The organism is Cellulomonas sp. RIT-PI-Y (genome assembly GCF_025642745.1).
Lineage (GTDB): Bacteria > Actinomycetota > Actinomycetes > Actinomycetales > Cellulomonadaceae > Cellulomonas.
Genome location: NZ_JANZKP010000043.1, coordinates 11,946 through 29,003 on the forward strand (window position 1 = coordinate 11,946; position 17,058 = coordinate 29,003).

The 17,058-nt window shown below is 74.9% G+C and carries 13 protein-coding genes; 9 read left to right on the top strand and 4 right to left on the bottom strand.

The features are described 5' to 3' along the window. Positions 1-4 precede the first annotated feature (4 nt). Genes OGL89_RS12880 through OGL89_RS12900 form a run of 5 tightly spaced genes read left to right on the top strand, consistent with a single transcriptional unit; the run spans position 5 to position 4,397 of the window. The gene (locus tag OGL89_RS12880) at positions 5-922 is read left to right on the top strand and encodes a DUF58 domain-containing protein (RefSeq protein ID WP_263120553.1); all 918 of its coding nucleotides are present in this window, start codon (positions 5-7) and stop codon (positions 920-922) included. After that, positions 909-1,406, top strand: a complete 498-nt coding sequence (locus OGL89_RS12885) for a hypothetical protein (protein WP_263120554.1) — start codon at positions 909-911, stop codon at positions 1,404-1,406. Before OGL89_RS12880 ends, OGL89_RS12885 begins: the two co-directional genes overlap by 14 nt. Next, on the top strand, positions 1,403-2,425 hold the full coding sequence (locus OGL89_RS12890; RefSeq protein ID WP_263120555.1) for a VWA domain-containing protein: 1,023 nt from the start codon (positions 1,403-1,405) through the stop codon (positions 2,423-2,425). Before OGL89_RS12885 ends, OGL89_RS12890 begins: the two co-directional genes overlap by 4 nt. After that, positions 2,422-3,504, top strand: a complete 1,083-nt coding sequence (locus tag OGL89_RS12895; protein WP_263120556.1) for a vWA domain-containing protein — start codon at positions 2,422-2,424, stop codon at positions 3,502-3,504. The genes OGL89_RS12890 and OGL89_RS12895 overlap by 4 nt, the downstream gene beginning before the upstream one ends. Further along, positions 3,501-4,397, top strand: a complete 897-nt coding sequence (locus OGL89_RS12900) for a hypothetical protein (protein WP_263120557.1) — start codon at positions 3,501-3,503, stop codon at positions 4,395-4,397. The genes OGL89_RS12895 and OGL89_RS12900 overlap by 4 nt, the downstream gene beginning before the upstream one ends. A gap of 15 nt (positions 4,398-4,412) precedes the next feature. Here OGL89_RS12900 and pheA read toward each other — a convergent pair whose 3' ends face one another. Beyond that, a complete protein-coding gene (pheA, locus tag OGL89_RS12905) occupies positions 4,413-5,363 on the bottom strand; it encodes a prephenate dehydratase (protein WP_263120558.1) in 951 nt (316 codons plus the stop codon). A gap of 122 nt (positions 5,364-5,485) precedes the next feature. On the opposite strand from pheA, the gene OGL89_RS12910 reads away from it, so the two are divergent. Beyond that, entirely contained in the window at positions 5,486-7,876 is a 2,391-nt protein-coding gene (locus tag OGL89_RS12910) for a hypothetical protein (protein ID WP_263120559.1), read from the top strand. Here the strand turns inward: OGL89_RS12910 and OGL89_RS12915 are convergent. Further along, positions 7,873-8,643, bottom strand: a complete 771-nt coding sequence (locus tag OGL89_RS12915) for a glycosyltransferase family 2 protein (RefSeq protein ID WP_263120566.1) — start codon at positions 8,641-8,643, stop codon at positions 7,873-7,875. The genes OGL89_RS12910 and OGL89_RS12915 overlap by 4 nt on opposite strands. 178 nt (positions 8,644-8,821) lie before the next feature. Further along, the gene (locus OGL89_RS12920) at positions 8,822-9,649 is read right to left on the bottom strand and encodes a DUF5926 family protein (protein ID WP_263120560.1); all 828 of its coding nucleotides are present in this window, start codon (positions 9,647-9,649) and stop codon (positions 8,822-8,824) included. A 115-nt stretch (positions 9,650-9,764) separates the two neighbouring features. On the opposite strand from OGL89_RS12920, the gene pgm reads away from it, so the two are divergent. From pgm to OGL89_RS12935, 3 genes are read left to right on the top strand one after another with little or no spacing between them, the layout of a single operon-like run. Next, positions 9,765-11,438, top strand: a complete 1,674-nt coding sequence (gene pgm, locus OGL89_RS12925) for a phosphoglucomutase (alpha-D-glucose-1,6-bisphosphate-dependent) (protein WP_263120561.1) — start codon at positions 9,765-9,767, stop codon at positions 11,436-11,438. A 50-nt stretch (positions 11,439-11,488) separates the two neighbouring features. After that, on the top strand, positions 11,489-12,721 hold the full coding sequence (locus OGL89_RS12930) for an MFS transporter (RefSeq protein WP_263120562.1): 1,233 nt from the start codon (positions 11,489-11,491) through the stop codon (positions 12,719-12,721). Between the two features lie 15 nt (positions 12,722-12,736). Beyond that, positions 12,737-13,693, top strand: a complete 957-nt coding sequence (locus OGL89_RS12935) for an aminoglycoside phosphotransferase family protein (RefSeq protein ID WP_263120563.1) — start codon at positions 12,737-12,739, stop codon at positions 13,691-13,693. A 3-nt stretch (positions 13,694-13,696) separates the two neighbouring features. Here the strand turns inward: OGL89_RS12935 and OGL89_RS12940 are convergent. Next, on the bottom strand, positions 13,697-17,058 hold a 3,362-nt coding region (locus OGL89_RS12940), incomplete at its 5' end, for a hypothetical protein (protein ID WP_263120564.1).

The window sequence follows — 17,058 nt, forward strand, 5'->3', positions numbered from 1 at the left end:
CGCGATGACCGAGCAGGAGGGGTCGCCGCTGGACGCGGTGGCCGCACGGGTGGAGCAGGCCAGGGCAGTCCTGAGCCTGCCCACGCTCCGGCGCGCCACCAGCCTGCGCGACGGCCTGCACGCCTCCACCCTGCAGGGCCACGGCCAGGACTTCGACGACCTGACGCTCTACACCCCGGGCGACGACGTCGGGGACATCGACTGGAAGTCCTCGGCCCGGACCGGCGTGCCGGTGATCAAGCGGTTCCAGCGCGACGCGTCCGCCCCGGTGCTGCTGGTGGTCGACTCCGGACGCACGATGGCCGCGACCGGCGCCTCGGGCGAGACCAAGGCGGACATCGCCCGGCACCTGGCCGGGATCGTCGGCACCCTGGCGCTGGACCGGGGCGACCCGGTCGGCCTGATCGCCGGGGACGCCGAACGGCTCGTCCGGGTCCCGCCCCGCAGCGGGCGGGCGAATCTGGAGCTGATGCTGCGCCGGCTGGACGAGGTGCTGACCACGGAGGGCCCCGCGCCGGACTTCGGGCGGGTGCTGCACCGGGTGCGCGCGCTGTCCCGGACCCCGGCGCTGATCGTGCTGGTCACCGACGCGGCCGCGCTCACCCCGGCGCAGGCGCCCACGATCACCCGGCTGCTCGGCGGGCGGCACCGGGTGGTGGCGCTGGTGGTCGCCGACGCCGACCCGCTGGACCCGCAGGCCGCGCCCTCCCAGGACGTGCTGGACGGCTGGGCGGTGCCCGGCGTGCTGCGCGGCCACCGCAAGGCGCGGGAGGCGCTCGGCCGGCACCGCGCCGAGCAGACCGCACTGCGCGACGGGATGCTGCGCCGGCTCGGCGTGCCCCAGGCGACCGTCTTCGACACCGAGCACGCGATCACCGCGCTGGCCACCGCCCTGGATCGGAGGCGTCGTGGGAACCGATGACCTGCTCGATCCGCTGACCTACGGCCCGGTGTGGCTGTGGGGTCCGGTCGTCGTCCTGGTCCTGGTGGTGGCCTGGCTGGTCACCGCCTGGCGGCTCGGGCGCCGACGTGCCGACGGCCGGGCGGAGTCCCCGGAGTCCGCCGACCCGCTGGCCGGGGGGACCTCGACCGATCCCTACGCGGGCGCCCGGTCCCGGCGGCTGGCCGACCTGGACGAGATCGCCGAGCGGCTGCGCGCCGAGCAGGTCGAGCCCCGGGTGGCCGCGCTGGAGGTCGCCGCGGTGCTCCGCGAGTTCGCCAGCGTCCGCCGCGGGGTGAAGGCCGAGCCGCTGACCGCCACCGAGCTGCGCCGTCTGGGCTGGACCGGTGGTGCCGGTGAGCTGGTCGCCGCGCTGCTCGACCCCGCGTTCTCCGCGCCGGGCGCCACCCCGGACTCGGCGCACACCGCCGTGGACCGCGCCCGGGAGGTGATCAGCCGATGGTGAGCTCCGGACTCGTCTGGCCCTGGGCGCTGGCGATCGTGGCGGTGGTGGCGCTGGCGGTGGCCGGGATCGCGTGGTGGCGCCGGGGCGCGCGCCGCGCGGGCCGCTCCCGCTGGGTGGCCGCGACCGCCGACCTGGACGTGATCCCGGAGGTCCGCTCCGCGCTGCGCCGGTACGTCTGGCTGCGCGCGGCGGGGGCCGGGGCGCTGGCGCTCGCGCTGGCCTGCTCCGCGGTGCTGATCGCGCGGCCGATGCACCAGCAGACCATCTCGGAGCGGCTCGGCACCCGGGACATCGTGATCTGCCTGGACGTCTCCGGGTCGATGGTCGACTACGACGCCGCCGTGCTGAACAGCTTCACCGAGCTGATCGAGAACTTCCGTGGCGAGCGGGTCGGGCTGTCGATCTTCAACTCGACCAGCCGCACGGTCTTCCCGCTCACGGACGACTACCCGATCGCCCTGGACGAGATCGAGCAGGGCGCCCAGGTGCTGGACGGCGTGTCCGGCGGCTTCTACTCGATGGACGCCCTGGACGCCTACGAGCGCTGGACCGACGGCACGATCAACCTCGGCGGGGACCAGGCGTCCCTGATCGGCGACGGCCTGGCCTCCTGCGGTCTGCTGTTCGACCAGGAGGACGACCAGCGGTCCCGGTCGATCATCCTGGTCACGGACAACGAGCTGATGGGCGACCCGGTGTACTCGCTGTCCCAGGCGATCGACCTCACCTCCGAGCGGGAGATCACCCTGTTCGGCCTGTACGGCGGTCCGGCCGAGCTGCGCGGCAGTGCGCTGGAGATCGAGTTCACCTCGCTGATCACCGATGCGGGCGGGCACACCTGGTTCGCGGACGACGCGGCGGCGATCGACGGCATCCTGGACGAGGTGGTGCAGCAGCAGACCGCGGTGCTGGACGCCGACCCGGAGATCCGGATCACCGACACCCCCCGGACCTGGTTCCTCGGGCTGGTGCTCGCGCTGGCCGGCTTCTGGGTGCTGCAGTGGCGGGTGAGGTCATGACGCTGCGGCCCCTGCTCCCGGTGGCGGCGCTGATCGTGCTGCTGCTCCCCCTGCTGGCGTTCTGCGTCTGGCAGGCCTTCGTGCAACGCCGGTCCGGCGGGTCCTCCGGCGGGGGCCGCGGGCTCACCGTCGGCGGCACCGGCCACTGGGTGCTGCGCGCGGTGGCGGTGCTGGCGCTGGCCGTGATCGGCGCCGGTCCCTCGGTCGGCCGGCCGAACAGCCAGGAGGTCGGCGTGGGGGTCGACGTTTTCCTGGTCGTCGACCGCACCGGGTCGATGGTGGCCGAGGACTACGTGGACGGCAGCACCCGCCTGTCCGGGGTGAAGCAGGACCTGCCCGCCCTGGTCGAGGCCGTGCCCGGCGCCCGCTACTCGATCCTGTCCTGGGACTCCTCCGCCACCCGCCAGCTCCCGCTGAGCAGCGACGGCCAGGCGGTCGGCAGCTGGGCCGACACCCTGCGCCAGGAGCCCACCGCGCAGTCGCGGGGCTCGAACGTCGGCCGCCCGGTGGACCTGCTGGCGGAGGCGTTGCAGAATGCCGCCGACGCCCAGCCGAACCACGTCCGCCTGGTGTTCTTCCTCTCCGACGGCGAGTCCACCGACGACGAGGAGGTGCCGTCCTACGCGTCGATGGCCGACCTGGTCGACGGCGGCGCGGTGCTCGGCTACGGCACCACCGAGGGCGGCCGGATGATGAAGGACGACGGCAGCGGCTACATCCTGGACTCCGCCGGTGCGGAGGCGGTGTCGGTGATCGACGAGGCCGCGCTGCAGACCGTGGCCTCCGAGCTCGGCATCCCCTACGTGCACCGGGTGGGCCCGGACCAGGCCCAGCTGACCGCCCTGGTCGGTGACGTGCAGGGGGAGAGCGAACTGCGCGCCGAGGGACGGCGGATCATGATCTGGAACCCGGTGGTCTGGCCCGCGGCGATCGCGCTGGCCCTGATCCTGCTGGTGGAGGCGTGGCTGCTGGTGCGAGGCTGGGTGCCGCTGCACCGCCGGTCCCGCAGCAGCTCCCCCGCCTCCGCCGAGCCGGCCGATCGACCCGAACCCCTCGTCACCGGAGGAGGAGACCGATGAGCCGCCGCCCCCGCCGTGAGCGCCGCCGTCTGCTGCCGCCGCGTGACCGCCGGCCGTCCCGCGGTGCGCTGATCGGCTGGTCCGCCTTCCTCTGGGCACCGGCGCTGGTGGCCTCCGCCACTCTGCTCGGCATGACGCTGTCGGCGCAGTCGGCGGTGTCGGCCTACCGGGACGGCGACGAGGGGCGCGGGGCCACCACCTTCGCCTGGCTGGACCAGTGGGCGCCGATGGAGCAGTGGAAGGCCCCGTTCGACGAGGGCACCGCCCGGCTGGCCGACGGCCAGTCCGCCCGCCTGGCGCTCTACTCCCTCGACCGCGCGCTGCGGTTGGCCCCGGAGGAGGCCCGCTGCGACGTGCAGACCAACCGGGCGGTGGCGCTGTCCGGGGTCGGCGACGAGGCGATGGCCGAGGCCGGTCAGTACGCGGTGTGGATCGCCGAGCTGTCCCGGCTGCGCGGGGCCGGGGAGCCGCTGCCCGAGGACCCCGAGTGGGGCGACCGCACGCTCGGCGAGCTGGTCGACTCCGGCCAGTCGCTGACCGAGCAGGCGCAGACCAGCTACCTGGCGGCCGCCGACGCACTGTTGGACCCGTCCTGCGACGACCAGCGTTCGGACTCCGAGCAGCAGGAGGCCGAGGACCAGGCGCAGGACCTGCAGGACCAGGCCGGTGAGGCCGAGGACCTGGGCGACCAGCTGAACCCGAACTCCCAGGACGGCGACGGCGAGCAGGGCGAGCAGTCCCAGGAGGAGCAGGAGCAGCAGCAACAGCAGGAGGAGCAGGACCGCCAGCAGGAGCTCGAGGAGCGCAACCAGGGCGAGGGCGGCGGCTCCGAGAGCGAGGAGGAGGGCGAGGACGGCGACGGCTCGGGCGGTGGCGTCGACCGGCCGTGGTGAGCGGGCCGGAGGCGGCTAGAACGCCGCGCCGGACCGCACCGCGTCCACCCACGCCTGGGCGTCGCGGTACTCGCCGTCCCCGGTTCCGGTCCGCACGTCGGTGAGCGCGCCGTCCGCCTTCGGGTAGGAGCCGAGGTACCGCACCTGCGGACAGGTCCGGTGCAGCCCCATCAGCGCCTCCCCGACCCGCGGCTCCGCGATGTGCCCTTCGATGTCGATCGAGAACGAGTACCGCCCGAGCGCGTCGCCGATCGGCCGGGACTCGATCCGGGACATGTTCACCCCGCGCACCGCGAACTGCTCCAACATGGCCAGCAGCGCACCGGACTCGTTGCTCGGCAGGTGCACGACCAGCGTGGTCTTGTCCGCACCGGTCGGCGCCGGGACCGTGCCCGGACGGCCGAGCAGCACGAACCGGGTCACCGAGTCCGGGTTGTCCGCGACCCCGTCGGCCAGCACGTCGAGGCCGTAGTGCGCGACCGCGGGCGGCGGCACCAGCGCGGCGTCGAAGCCCAGCGCCCCGGCGCCCTCAGGGTCCTGCGCGATCAGCGCCGCCGGTGCGGTGTTCGAGGTCGCGGGCACGTGCGCGGCCCCCGGCAGGTGATCGGCCAGCCAGCGCCGGCACTGCACCCAGGCGTGCGGGTGCGCGCTGATCCGGCGCACGTCGGCCAGCGCGATCCCCGGCCGGGCCACCAGCGTGAAGGCCACCGGCACCAGGATCTCCCGCTGCAGCACCAGCGGGCTGCCCACCGCCAGCGCGTCCAGCGTCGCCGTCACGCCGCCCTCGCCGGTGCTCTCGATCGCCACCACCGCGTGGTCGGCCTCGCCGGAGCGCACCGCCTCGATCGCCGAGGTGACGTCGGTCTGCGGCAGGTACACGGCCTCGTCGCCCGAGACCACCTGGCGGAGCGCGGCCTCGGTGAACGTCCCGGCGGGGCCGAGGTAGGCGTACCGAGGTCGAGTCATCACGGGGCTCCCGGGGTGTGGCGTGTGCAGGCGGTGCGCGCCCTGTGGGACGGACGTGCACATGCACGCCACAGCCCCGACGGGCGACCCTGCCGAGAGTAGTGCGCCCGTAGGCTGGGCCGGTGCCGACGTCCACCCTGCTCACCGCCGCGCCCCGACGACGTCTGCGTGCGGCGCTGGCCGCCGGACTGGCCCTGCTGGTGCTGGCGACCGGGATCGGGGTCGCCGCCCCGGCCGTCGCCGCCGAGGAGGAGGGCTCCGGGGCCCCGGTCGTACTGATCGGTGTCACCGGTCTGCGCTGGGACGACATCGGCTCGCTCACCACCCCGGCGCTGTGGTCGCTGTCCCGCGAGGGCTCGGTCGGCACCAGCGTGGTGCGGTCCAAGCGGTCGTTCACCTGCCCGTCGGCGGGCTGGCTGGCGGTCTCCGCCGGGGGGCGGTCGGACGACCTGACGGTGGCCGACGGCACCTGCCGCACCCTGCGCGACCCGCTGCCCGACGGCGCCGTGCCCGGCTGGGACGACTACGTGACCGCCACCGAGGCCTCCGGCTACGACTCCCGGCTCGGGCTGCTCGGCGACACGGTGGCCACCGCCGGGCTGACCGCCACCGGGATCGGCCCGGGCGCCGCGATCGCGCTGGCCGACGCGGACGGGACGCCGGTCGGCACCCATGTCCGCACCCCGGCGACGCCGGGCGCCCTGACCACCGAGGTCGAGACGGCGATGGAGACCTCCCAGCTGCTGGTGGTGGACGCGGGCACGGTCCGGGACCCCGGCTACCAGACCCGCGGCCGCTCCGGCGCGGACGGCGAGCCGGCGGAGGGCGAGGGCGAGACCCCCGACGTCTCCGGCACCGATGTGGTGATCGAGCCGACCCGTGCCGAGCAGGTCCAGGACATCGACGCCCAGATCGCCGCGGTGCTGGACGGCCTGGACCGCTCCGGCACCGAGGCCACCCTGTACGTGGTCTCGCTGGCGGACTCCTCCCGCCGCCCGCACCTGCAGCTCGCGGCCGCCACCGGCCCCGCGATCGGCGGCGGCGAGTACTCCGGCGGCATGCTCCGGTCCACCTCCACCCGCCAGGACGGCTTCCTGCAGGTCACCGACCTCGCGCCGACCCTGCTGACCGCGCTCGGCATCCGCGATCAGGCGCCGGGCGGCGCCCTGGTCGGCAGCGTGGTCAGCCAGCGCGCCGACGACGACACCGCGACCGCCCGGGTCGCCTACCTGATCGACCAGAACCGGCACGCCCAGGCCGCCAAACCGCTGGTCGGGTCGTTCTACCTCTGGTGGGTCGCCCTCAACCTGGCGCTGTACGCGCTCGTCACCGTCGGCCTGAACAACCGGGTCGGGCAGTGGTTCGTCCGGTTGCTGGACCGCTGGCGGCCGAACCGGGTGCGCGGCCGGTTGCGGATCACCCCGCAGCGCGTGCTCCGCGGCCTGCGGGTGGCCGCCGTCGTGGTCGCCGCGGTGCCGGTGTCGACCTTCCTGGCGAACCTGCTGCCCTGGTGGCGCGCCGGATCGCAGAGCTGGGCGCTGGCCGGGGTGGTCGCCCTGTTCTCCGCCGCGATCGCCCTGCTGGCGCTGCTCCCGCCGTGGCGCAGCAGCTTCCTCGGCCCGCTCGGCACCGTCGCCGGGATCACCGCGCTGGTGCTGGCCTGGGACGTGGCCACCGGTGCGCGGCTGGCCCTGGACTCGATGATGGGTCCCGGCGCGCTGGTCGCCGGCCGGTTCTACGGCTTCGGCAACCCCGCCTTCGCCCTGTTCGCCACCGCCATGGTGCTGGTGGCCCTCGCGCTGGCCAACCCGCTGGTCCGGCGCGGCCGTCGCTGGGCCGCCGCCGGGGTGGTCGCGGCGGTCGGCGTCGTCGCGACCGTGGTGGACGGCATGCCGTCGATCGGCGCGGACTTCGGCGGGCCGCCGGCCCTGGTGCCGGGCTTCGCGATCATGGCGTTGCTGGTTGCCGGGATCCGGCTGAACTGGCGCCGGGTGCTCGGCGTGCTCCTGGCCGGCGCCGTCGTGGTGATCGGGATCGCCCTGCTGGACTACATGCGCCCCGCCGACGACCGCACCCACCTCGGCCGGTTCATCGAGACCGTGCTGGACGGCGGTCTGTGGACGGTGCTGCTGCGCAAGGGCCAGGCCAACCTCGGCATCCTGTTCGGCAGCGAGCAGACCCTGCTGGCGATCGGCGGCGTACTGCTGGTCGTCCTGCTGCTGGGGCGCCCGGCCCGGATGGCCGTGGACGCCCCGGACGGCGGCCCCTACGCCTGGCTGTCCGCCGGTGCCCCGCTGCGCCGGCTCTCCACCGACGCCCCGGTGCTGATGCCCGGCCTGGTCGGTCTGGGGGTGACGCTGTTCCTCGGCTTCGCGCTCAACGACTCCGGGGTGGTCGTGCCCGCGACCGGGATCGGGATGGCGGTGCCGTTGCTGGTGGCCGCGTGTGCGACCTGGATGCTGACGCTGCAGCCGAAGGGCACGGTCGCGGGTCTGGCGACCCCGGGCGCCTAGCGCCGCTTGCCGCCCACCGCACGCACCTTGCGGGCGGCCACGGCGAGCTGCACGTCCCGGTACTGCGCCGCGCGGTGCAGCTGCCCACGCAGGTCGGACCCGGACGGGCGGTGCCGCAGGTCGCAGGGCACCTCGACCGCGACGAACCCCTTGCGCAGCAGGTCGATCGTCATCCCGGTCTCCACGCCCCAGCCCCGGGCCAGCGGGGTGGCGGCCTCGAAGGCCTCGCGGGTCAGGCAGCGCATGCCGGACAGCGGCTGGGTCGGGGTCCACCCGGTCAGGGACTGGATGGCCCGCCGGGCGGCACCGACCACGATCCCGCGACCGCCGGCGCCCGGCTGCGGGGGCAGCAGGGCGATGGACACGTCGGCGGTCCCCTCCAGCACCGGCGGGACGAGCGGCGCGGTGTTCACCGCGGTCTCGCCCAGGTCGCCGTCGATGAACAGCAGCAGGCGCGCCGCCCGGTCCGGGGCGTCCCGCATCGCGACCACGGCGGCGCCGGTCTCCATCGCGGCGGCCTTGCCCCGGTTGTGCGAGTGCCGGACCACCACGGCACCGGCCTCGCGGGCCACGTGCTGGGTGTTGTCCTCGGAGCCGTCGTCGACGACCAGGACCAGGTCCACGTGCGGGATCGCACGAGCGGACCGGACGGTGGCGGCGATCCGGCGGGACTCGTCCTTGGCCGGGATGACCACGGCCACGCGCTGGCGGCTGCGGCCCGTACGGGCGGGGAGCTGTGCGCCCCGGTCGGCGGCCCTGTCGCGCACGTCGCCCTCGGCCCGCTGCTCTCCTTCGCCCGTCACAGGGGCCAGCCTAGCCATCGACCGAGGTCCGCCGCCGTGTCACACGCGGGACCCGCGCGCCTCGTGCACGGCGGAATCGCCCGAAGCGCACGAAAGCCGACCTCCCCTCGGGGAGACCGGCTTCCGCGCAGGTCCGGACGGATCAGCGCAGGGTGACCTGCCGGGCCACGATCCCGGCGCGGGCGCGGCGCTCGTTCGCGTCCAGGGGCTCGGTGCTCGCGAGCGCCTCGGCGAACGCCGGGGCGAAGGCGTTCAGCGGCGCCTCGATGTCGTCGGCCTCGGACCCGCGGGCCAGCTCCCAGACCGGGACCACCAGCCCGGTGGACCGGAAGTAGCCGATGAACTTGGAGCCGTCGAAGCCGGCCGCACGCCGGGCGTGCAGCCGGGCCAGCGCGTCGATCACCTGCTGCTCGTCGTGCGGCTGCGCCCAGCGCAGGAACTCCTTCGCGCCCATCCGCACCCAGTAGGCGGCCTCGACACCGGGCACCTTGCGGGTGTCGATGATGCCGGCGTCGGCCTCCTCGACGGCGTGCTTCAGGTCGTCGGTCATCTCGGTGTCCGGCGCGATCCAGTAGCCGAAGGTGTCCAGCACGGTCACCTCGAACGGCACGGCCGGGTCCAGCACGTCCTGCAGGCGCGGCCCGGGCTCGGGCAGGCCGACGGTCTCGATGGCGGTGCCCGGCTCGGAGTCCAGGGCCTCCAGCAGCGCGGCGGCCAGGTCACGGCTCGGGTCGCCGGACCCGCCGACGGTCTGCAGCGCGAGCAGGACCACGCCGTCGGCGCGGTGCAGGGCGGCCCAGCCGTCCGGCAGCACGGTCGTGACGGTGACGTCCCTGGCGCCGTGCTCGGCGGTGGTCCGCGCGGTGGCGGTGGCGGCGGGCACCAGTTCGCGCAGGGCGACCCAGTCCGGTTCGCCGGGGAGGCCCTCGAAGGGGCGCAGCACGAAGTCGATCGAGGAAGCGGAGGCCATGCGCCCCAGGCTACCGGGGTGTTCACCTGTCCACAGAGCAGGTCGGGCGCCGTCGGTCCCCGGATCGGGTGTTCCACCCTGCTCACCGGGCGATCGGGTGGCAGGATCACCGGGTATGGACCCCCGCGCCGGAACCCTCGCCCAGCCCGCCGACCTGATCGACGTCGACGCCCTGCTGTCCGCCTACTACGACCGGCGCCCGGACCTGGACGACCCGGCGCAGCGGGTGGTGTTCGGCACCAGCGGGCACCGCGGCTCGGCGCTGGACGGGGCGTTCAACGAGCCGCACATCATCGCGATCACCGCGGCGATCGTGGAGTACCGGCGCGGGCAGGGCACCGACGGCCCGCTGTTCATCGGCCGGGACACCCACGGGCTGTCCGAGCCGGCCTGGCGCACCGCGCTGGAGGTGCTGGCCGCGGCCGGGGTGGAGGTGCGGATCGACGCCCGGGACTCGTGGACCCCGACCCCCGCGGTGTCGCACGCGATCCTGCTGCACAACGGGGCCGCCACCGCGGAGGGCGTGCGGGCGACCGGGCCGGGGCTCGCCGACGGCATCGTGGTCACCCCGTCGCACAACCCGCCGCGGGACGGCGGCTTCAAGTACAACCCGCCGCACGGCGGCCCTGCCGGGTCGGAGGCCACCGGGTGGATCGCCGACCGGGCGAACCAGATCCTGGCCGAGGGGGTCGACCGGGTGCCGCGGGTGCAGGTCGACGCAGCCCTGGCCGCGGACACCACGCGGCGGCACGACTTCCTCGGCGCCTACGTCGACGACCTGTCCTCGGTGATCGACCTGGACGCGATCCGCTCCGCCGGGGTCCGGATCGGCGCGGATCCCCTCGGGGGCGCGTCGGTGGAGTACTGGTCGGCGATCGCCGAGCGCTACGGACTGGACCTGACCGTGGTGAACCCGCAGGTCGATCCGCGCTGGTCCTTCATGACGCTGGACTGGGACGGCAAGATCCGGATGGACTGCTCCTCGCCCTCGGCGATGGCCTCCCTGGTGCGGGCGATGGACGGTGACGCGCCGTACGACATCGCCACCGGCAACGACGCCGACTCCGACCGGCACGGGATCGTGACCCCGGACGCCGGGCTGATGAACCCGAACCACTACCTGGCGGTGGCGATCCGCTACCTGTTCTCCGGAGCCCGTCCCGGCTGGCCGGACAGCGCCGCGGTCGGCAAGACCCTGGTGTCGTCCTCGCTGATCGACCGGGTGGTCCGTGGCACCGGCCGGTCGCTGCTGGAGGTGCCGGTCGGCTTCAAGTGGTTCGTGCCCGGCCTCCTGGACGGATCGGTCGGCTTCGGCGGCGAGGAGTCCGCCGGCGCCTCGCTGCTGCGCACCGACGGGTCGGTCTGGACCACCGACAAGGACGGGATCATCCTGGCGCTGCTCGCCTCGGAGATCCTGGCCACCACCGGCCGCAGCCCGTCCCGGCACCACGCGGAACTGGTCGGCGAGTTCGGCGAGTCCTGGTACGCCCGGGTGGACGCCCCGGCCACGCTGGAGCAGAAGGCCGCGCTGGCCAAGCTCTCGCCCGAGCAGGTCACCGCGACCACCCTGGCCGGGGAGCCGATCACCGCCAAGCTCACCGAGGCCCCCGGCAACGGCGCGTCGATCGGCGGTCTCAAGGTCACCACCGAGAACGCCTGGTTCGCGGCCCGGCCCTCCGGCACCGAGAACGTGTACAAGATCTACGCGGAGTCGTTCGTCGGCGCCGACCACCTGACCCAGGTGCAGGAGGCCGCCCGGTCCGTGGTGGGGGACGCGCTCGGCGGCTGAACCGTCCGCCGGACGAACGGACCCGAAACGATTCGGCCGGTGTCGGCGGCATGTCGCACACTGTGCCGGTGGGTCCCTATCGCATCGTGCTGTCCCGTCCGGGTGCACTGAACTTCTCCGCCGCCGGGCTGCTCGCACGCCTCCCGATGTCCATGGTGGGCATCGGGATCGTGCTGATGATCCGGGCGCTCTACGACTCGTACTCCCTGGCCGGCGGCGTCTCCGCGGTGTACGTCCTGGCGCAGGCGGTCTGTTCCCCGCAGATCGCCCGGCTGGTCGACCTGCACGGACAGGCCCGGATCATGCGCCCCGCGGTGGCGATCTCGGCCACCGGGCTGGTCGGGCTGATCCTGTCGGCGCTGGCGGGCACGCCGTCGTGGGTGCTGTTCGGCTGCGCGGTGGTCGTCGGTGCCACGATCGGCTCCTTCGGCGCGCTGGTCCGGGCCCGGTGGTCGCACCAGATCCAGGACCCGCGGGAGCTGCACACCGCCTACTCGCTGGAGTCCGCGGCCGACGAGCTGGTGTTCGTGGTCGGCCCGGTGCTCGCCACCACGCTGGCCACCAGCGTCGCCCCGGTGGCCGGACTGGTGGTGCCGGTGATCGGCATGCTGGTCGGCGGCTACTGGTTCCTGAGCCAGCGCGGTACCGAGCCGCCCGCGAACCCGCGCCCCACCGGCGCCGACGCCGTGCCGCGCCGGTCCGTGATGCGCAACCCCGGGATGATCGTGCTGGCCGTCGTGTTCATCGCGATGGGGTCGATCTTCGGGGCGACCGACGTCTCCACCGTCGCCTTCGCCACCGAACACGGCCGGGAGGGGCTCGCCGGGGTGCTGCTGGCGATCTTCGCCTGCGGGTCGCTGATCTCCGGGCTGCTCTACGGCGCGCGGCACTGGGCCAGCCCGCTGTGGATCCGGTTCGCGGTCGGCACCGTCGCCCTGGTGATCGGCACCGCGCTGTTCGTCCTGGCGCACGGCATGGTCGCGCTCGCGGTGGTCATGTTCGTCACCGGCTTCTCGATCGCGCCGACCCTGGTCAACGGGAACGCGCTGGTGCAGCACTTCGTGCCGCGGGAACGGCTGACCGAGGGACTCACCTGGGTCGGCACCTCGCTGGGCGTCGGCGTCTCGGCGGGGTCCGCGGTGGCCGGACCGATCATCGACGCCCACGGCTCGCACGGCGGGTACCTGGTGGTGCTCGGATCCGGTGTGCTGGCCCTGGTGGCCGTGCTGGCGGCGCTGCGGACGTTGAAGACCGGGACGACGCCGCTGGTCACGGCCCAGTGACGGTACGGTGACCGGGTGCTCGACGACGACACCCGCACCGCCCTGCTCCGCGCGCTGGCCCCGTTAGGCGAGGTGACCGAGCTGACCCCGCTCACCGGTGGCATGTTCGCCACCAGCGTCCGGGTCGACCTGGCCGACGGCCGGCGGCTGGTCGCCAAGACCGCGCCCGCGGACGACGACCGGTTGCTCCGCTACGAGCGCGACCTGATCCGCACCGAGGCCCTCGTCTACCGGATCGCGGGCGACGACCCGGAACTGCCCATGCCGGACCTGGTGCTGGCCGACCCGTCCCGGGAGCACCTCCCCGGGGATCTGGTGGTGGCGAGCTGGGTCGACGGCGTGCGCGCGGACACCGTTCCCGAGCTGGCCGAGGCCACCGCCACGGTCCGCAACCGGGGACTGGGCCGGATGATGGCCGCCCTGCACCGGCACACCGGGGACGGCTTCGGCTATCCCTCCGGACCGCCCGCGCTGCGCGGGACGACCTGGGCGGAGACCTTCGGCGCCATGGTCGAGGCAGTGCTCGCCGACGGCGCCGACTGGCAGGTGCCGCTGCCGGTGGACCGGGTCCGGGCCGCCCTGCTCCGGCACCGCGCGGCGCTCGACGAGGTCGACCGGCCCGCGCTGGTGCACGCCGACCTGTGGCCGGGCAACCTGTTCGTCCACCCGGAGTCCGGTGAGCTCACCGGGGTGATCGACCCCGAGCGGGCGTTCTGGGGCGACCCGTGGTTCGACCTGATCGCCTGCGACCCGTTCCGGACCGGGACACCGGACGCCGACCTGCTGGCGGGGTACCGCGCCGCGGGCGGGACCGTCGACCCCGGCCACCCGCGACTCGCGCTGTGCCGGATGTACCTGGCGCTGATCATGCGGGTCGAGGTCCTCCCGCGCCGGTACGAGGGCGAGGGGCTCGCCGACTACCTCGGCCAGATCGAGCGCTGGCTGACCGCCACCCTGGACGCCCTGGACTGACCCTCAGCGCAGGGCCGTCCGGGGCGCCCCCTCCGCGCCCTTGCGCCGCTCGGCGTAGATCCCGAGCACCAGCAGCAGCCCACCCGCCGACAGCAGGGTCAGCAGCCACGGACCGGCCGAGATCGCGCTGCCGAGCTGCGAGCCGAACACGCTCAGCACCGCCAGACCCAGCGTGATCGACCCGATCAGCAGCGGGGCGCGGAGCAGCTCCCGGGCGCCGGAGACCATGAACAGCAGGCAGAGCGCGACCACCAGGATCGCCCGCCAGGTGATCGGGTCGGTCCAGATCGCCAGCAGGGAGGGTCCGAGCGTCGCCGCCACACCGGGGGCCAACGTGGCCATCGAGCCCTCGAACCCGATCGGCCACGCGCGACCCGCCTCCGGCCGTCCGGCGGACCGCATCGCGAGCAGTCCGGCCATCGTCAGACCGAGCCCCAGCGGCAGGGCGAACGCCTCCACCCGCAGCTCGCGCAGGCTCCAGCCGCCGATCGCCCAGGCCAGCGCGATCAGCCAGCAGAACCACGCGGGCGGCAGCTCCCAGCCCCGAGCCGGTCCGTCCGCACGCCGGGCCCACCGCACGGTCAGCACGGTCAGGGCCAGGACGGCCAGTTCGATCGCCAACGCCACCCAGACCACGGTCCAGGTCGAGCGCACCGCGCACAGCCCGGCCACCGTGAACCCCGCGAGCGCGGGGGCCAGCGCCCACTGCCGGCCGGCTCGATCGGCCAGCAGCAGACCGGCCGCCGCCAGCAGCACCGCACCCAGCGCCGCCCAGGCCAGCGCACCGGTGAACAGCACCGCGTTCTGCGCCTCGGTACCGACCGGCGTCTCGGCCGCGAGCCAGATCGACCGGATCGGTCCGGCCGACGCCGCGGCACCGGCCGCCCAACCGAGCGGAACGGTGAGGACGCCGAGCGACCGGAAACGGACCAGGAACGCCGACGCGATCAGCGCCGCGGACCCGGCCAGCAACGCGGTCGACCGCGGGTCGAGCAGACGCCCGGTCAGCGCGAGCACCAGGGTCGGCGCCACCAGCAGGGCCAGGCCGGAGGCGACCAGCGGCCACCACCGGTCCGGCCGACGACGGGCGAGCAGCGCCCCGACGGTCACCGCCGCCAGGGCGGGCGGGACCGTGTACGCCTCGACCAGACCGATCCCGCCCCAGACCAGGGCGGTCCAGAGCACGCCGGTCCACAGCGATCCGGCCACCCACCACACCGGGCGCCGTTCGGCGCGCAGCGCGATCGCACTCGCCCCGGCGGCGAGCACCGCGGACACCACCAGCAGCGTGTCGGCCCCGGTCCGCGGCCAGGCGAGCGTCACCAGCAGGGTCAGTCCACCGGTCGCAAGGGCGGACCACTCCAGCGCGGTCCGGCCGGCACGCGTGCCCCGTCGGGCCAGCCGGTCCCCGATCGCCGGCGCGGTCAGCCCCACCGCCGCCGCCAGCACCGCGAGCACAGGCAGCAGCACCGGGGACGCGGAGCCCGGCAGCACCATCGCCCCGGCGTTCACCAGGGCGAGTGACGCGGTCGGCAACAGCGCGGCGGCCGCCAGCATCCGCAGCTCGTCCGGCACCGGCCGGGTCCGGGTCGCCAGCAGCACGCCCTCGACCACCGCCACCGCGGCGGCCGTCCAGCCCGCGGCCCAACTGCGCTCGGCGACGCTCCACGCGCAGGTCAGCACCACCGGCACCGCGGCGACCACCAGCACCGCGACCCAGGATCCGGTGTCGACCCGACGCCACGGGGTCAGCCCCGCACCGACCACGAGCAGCAGCAGCGCCAGCACCCCGGACACGGTGGACATCGACCAGCCCCACCAGGACAGCGCGACCGCCAGCACCACCGACGGGTAGGCGACGGCCACCGCCGACTGCCACCCGCGCAGCTCGGCGGCGGTCACCCGGCGCAGCCGGAGCAGCAACAGCGGGAGCAGGACCCCGCCGACCACCAGGGGCGGACGCGACACCCAGGACAGGACCGCCACCAGCACCAGCTGGCCGAGCGCTCCGGTCACCAGCACCGGGAACCAGATCCGGTCCCGCGGGACCCGCCGCACGGCCTCCACCAGCGCGGCCGCGAGCACCAGCTCGGCGACCAGCACCGCGACCGACCACGACCGCAGCAGCGCCGGCACCATGCCCGCGGCGACCAGGGTCGCGATCGGCGCGACGACCCGGCCCACCGCCCGCTCCCACGCGGGACGGGACTCGACCCGGGGCCCCGCGACCTTCCCCGGCGCGAACATCGGGCCCGGGACCCGCACCTCGCGATCCGGCAGGACCGACCGGCCGACCAGCAGGGACAGACCCTGCAGGCAGCAGGCGGCCACCACCGCGCGCCACGGCCCGAGCGAGTCCGAGGCGAACACCTCGCCCGGCACGGTCCGGGGCAGGTCCGCGGTCACCGCCTGCTGCAGGAGCGTCGCGATCACCGGCACCGCTTCCAGCACCGCCAGCGCACTGACCAGCACCGCCACCGCACCACCGGCCACCGCGGCCCGATGCAGTCGACCGTGCCGCCACCGGCCGGCGCCGACCAGCAGCACCACCCACAGCACCGAGGCCCCCACCGGGACCGCGATCCGGGTCGGCACGGCCGCACTCGCCGAGGCCGCGGCCCCGATCACCAGGAACCCGGCGACCCCCGACCAGGCCGGCGCCGCTTCGGACCAGCCCTGCGCCACCGTCAGCATCGCGGTCAGCGCCAATCCCGCCCCGAGGCCGATCAGCACCAGGGCGGGCAGACCGGTCGACGGATCCGGATCCACACCGGACACCGAGCCGGTCACCAGCAGCGGCAGCACCGCGAGCAGCAGCACCGCCCACGCGACCAACGCACCGGACTCCACCTGCGTCCGCGCCCTCACCGTCGGGGCGATCCGCTCCCGGAACGGCCGGCGCACCAGCGTGACCACCGCGGCCACCGCCACACCGAGCGTCACGCCCCGGACGTCATCGGTCGCCGCACCGAGCAACAGCGGGACCAGTGGAGCGAGCACCACGAGCGCCGACCAGGCCCGCAGGCCGGTCCGCCGTCCGAGGCCCACCCCGCCGACCGCCGCCAGCGCGAAGGCCGCCGCCGCGACCACCGGCCGCGCCGTGCCCTCGGCCGTCAACGCCAGGACCCAGCAGTCCACCACCGTCAGCGCCGCGGTCAGCCAGGCCACCGCCTGCGCCGACGACCGCAGTCCGCGCTGCTGGAGCACGATCGAGCCGACCGCGGAGATCCCGGTCGAGACGAGCAGCACCGTCACGCGCAGCAGGGGGTTGTCGTCCACCAGGAAGAACGCGAACACCAGCGCGGCGACGCCGAACATGCCGGCTCCCGCGAGCGCGAAGACCGCGCCGAGATCGAGCGGCGCGG

Coding starts and splice junctions, on each gene's coding strand:
- OGL89_RS12900 (WP_263120557.1), top strand. CDS start 3,501: ATGAGCCGCCGCCCCCGCCGTGAGCGCCGCCGTCTGCTGCCGCCGCGT.
- OGL89_RS12920 (WP_263120560.1), bottom strand. CDS start 9,649: ATGGCCTCCGCTTCCTCGATCGACTTCGTGCTGCGCCCCTTCGAGGGC.
- OGL89_RS12895 (WP_263120556.1), top strand. CDS start 2,422: ATGACGCTGCGGCCCCTGCTCCCGGTGGCGGCGCTGATCGTGCTGCTG.
- pgm (WP_263120561.1), top strand. CDS start 9,765: ATGGACCCCCGCGCCGGAACCCTCGCCCAGCCCGCCGACCTGATCGAC.
- OGL89_RS12930 (WP_263120562.1), top strand. CDS start 11,489: ATGTCGCACACTGTGCCGGTGGGTCCCTATCGCATCGTGCTGTCCCGT.
- OGL89_RS12880 (WP_263120553.1), top strand. CDS start 5: ATGACCGAGCAGGAGGGGTCGCCGCTGGACGCGGTGGCCGCACGGGTG.
- pheA (WP_263120558.1), bottom strand. CDS start 5,363: ATGACTCGACCTCGGTACGCCTACCTCGGCCCCGCCGGGACGTTCACC.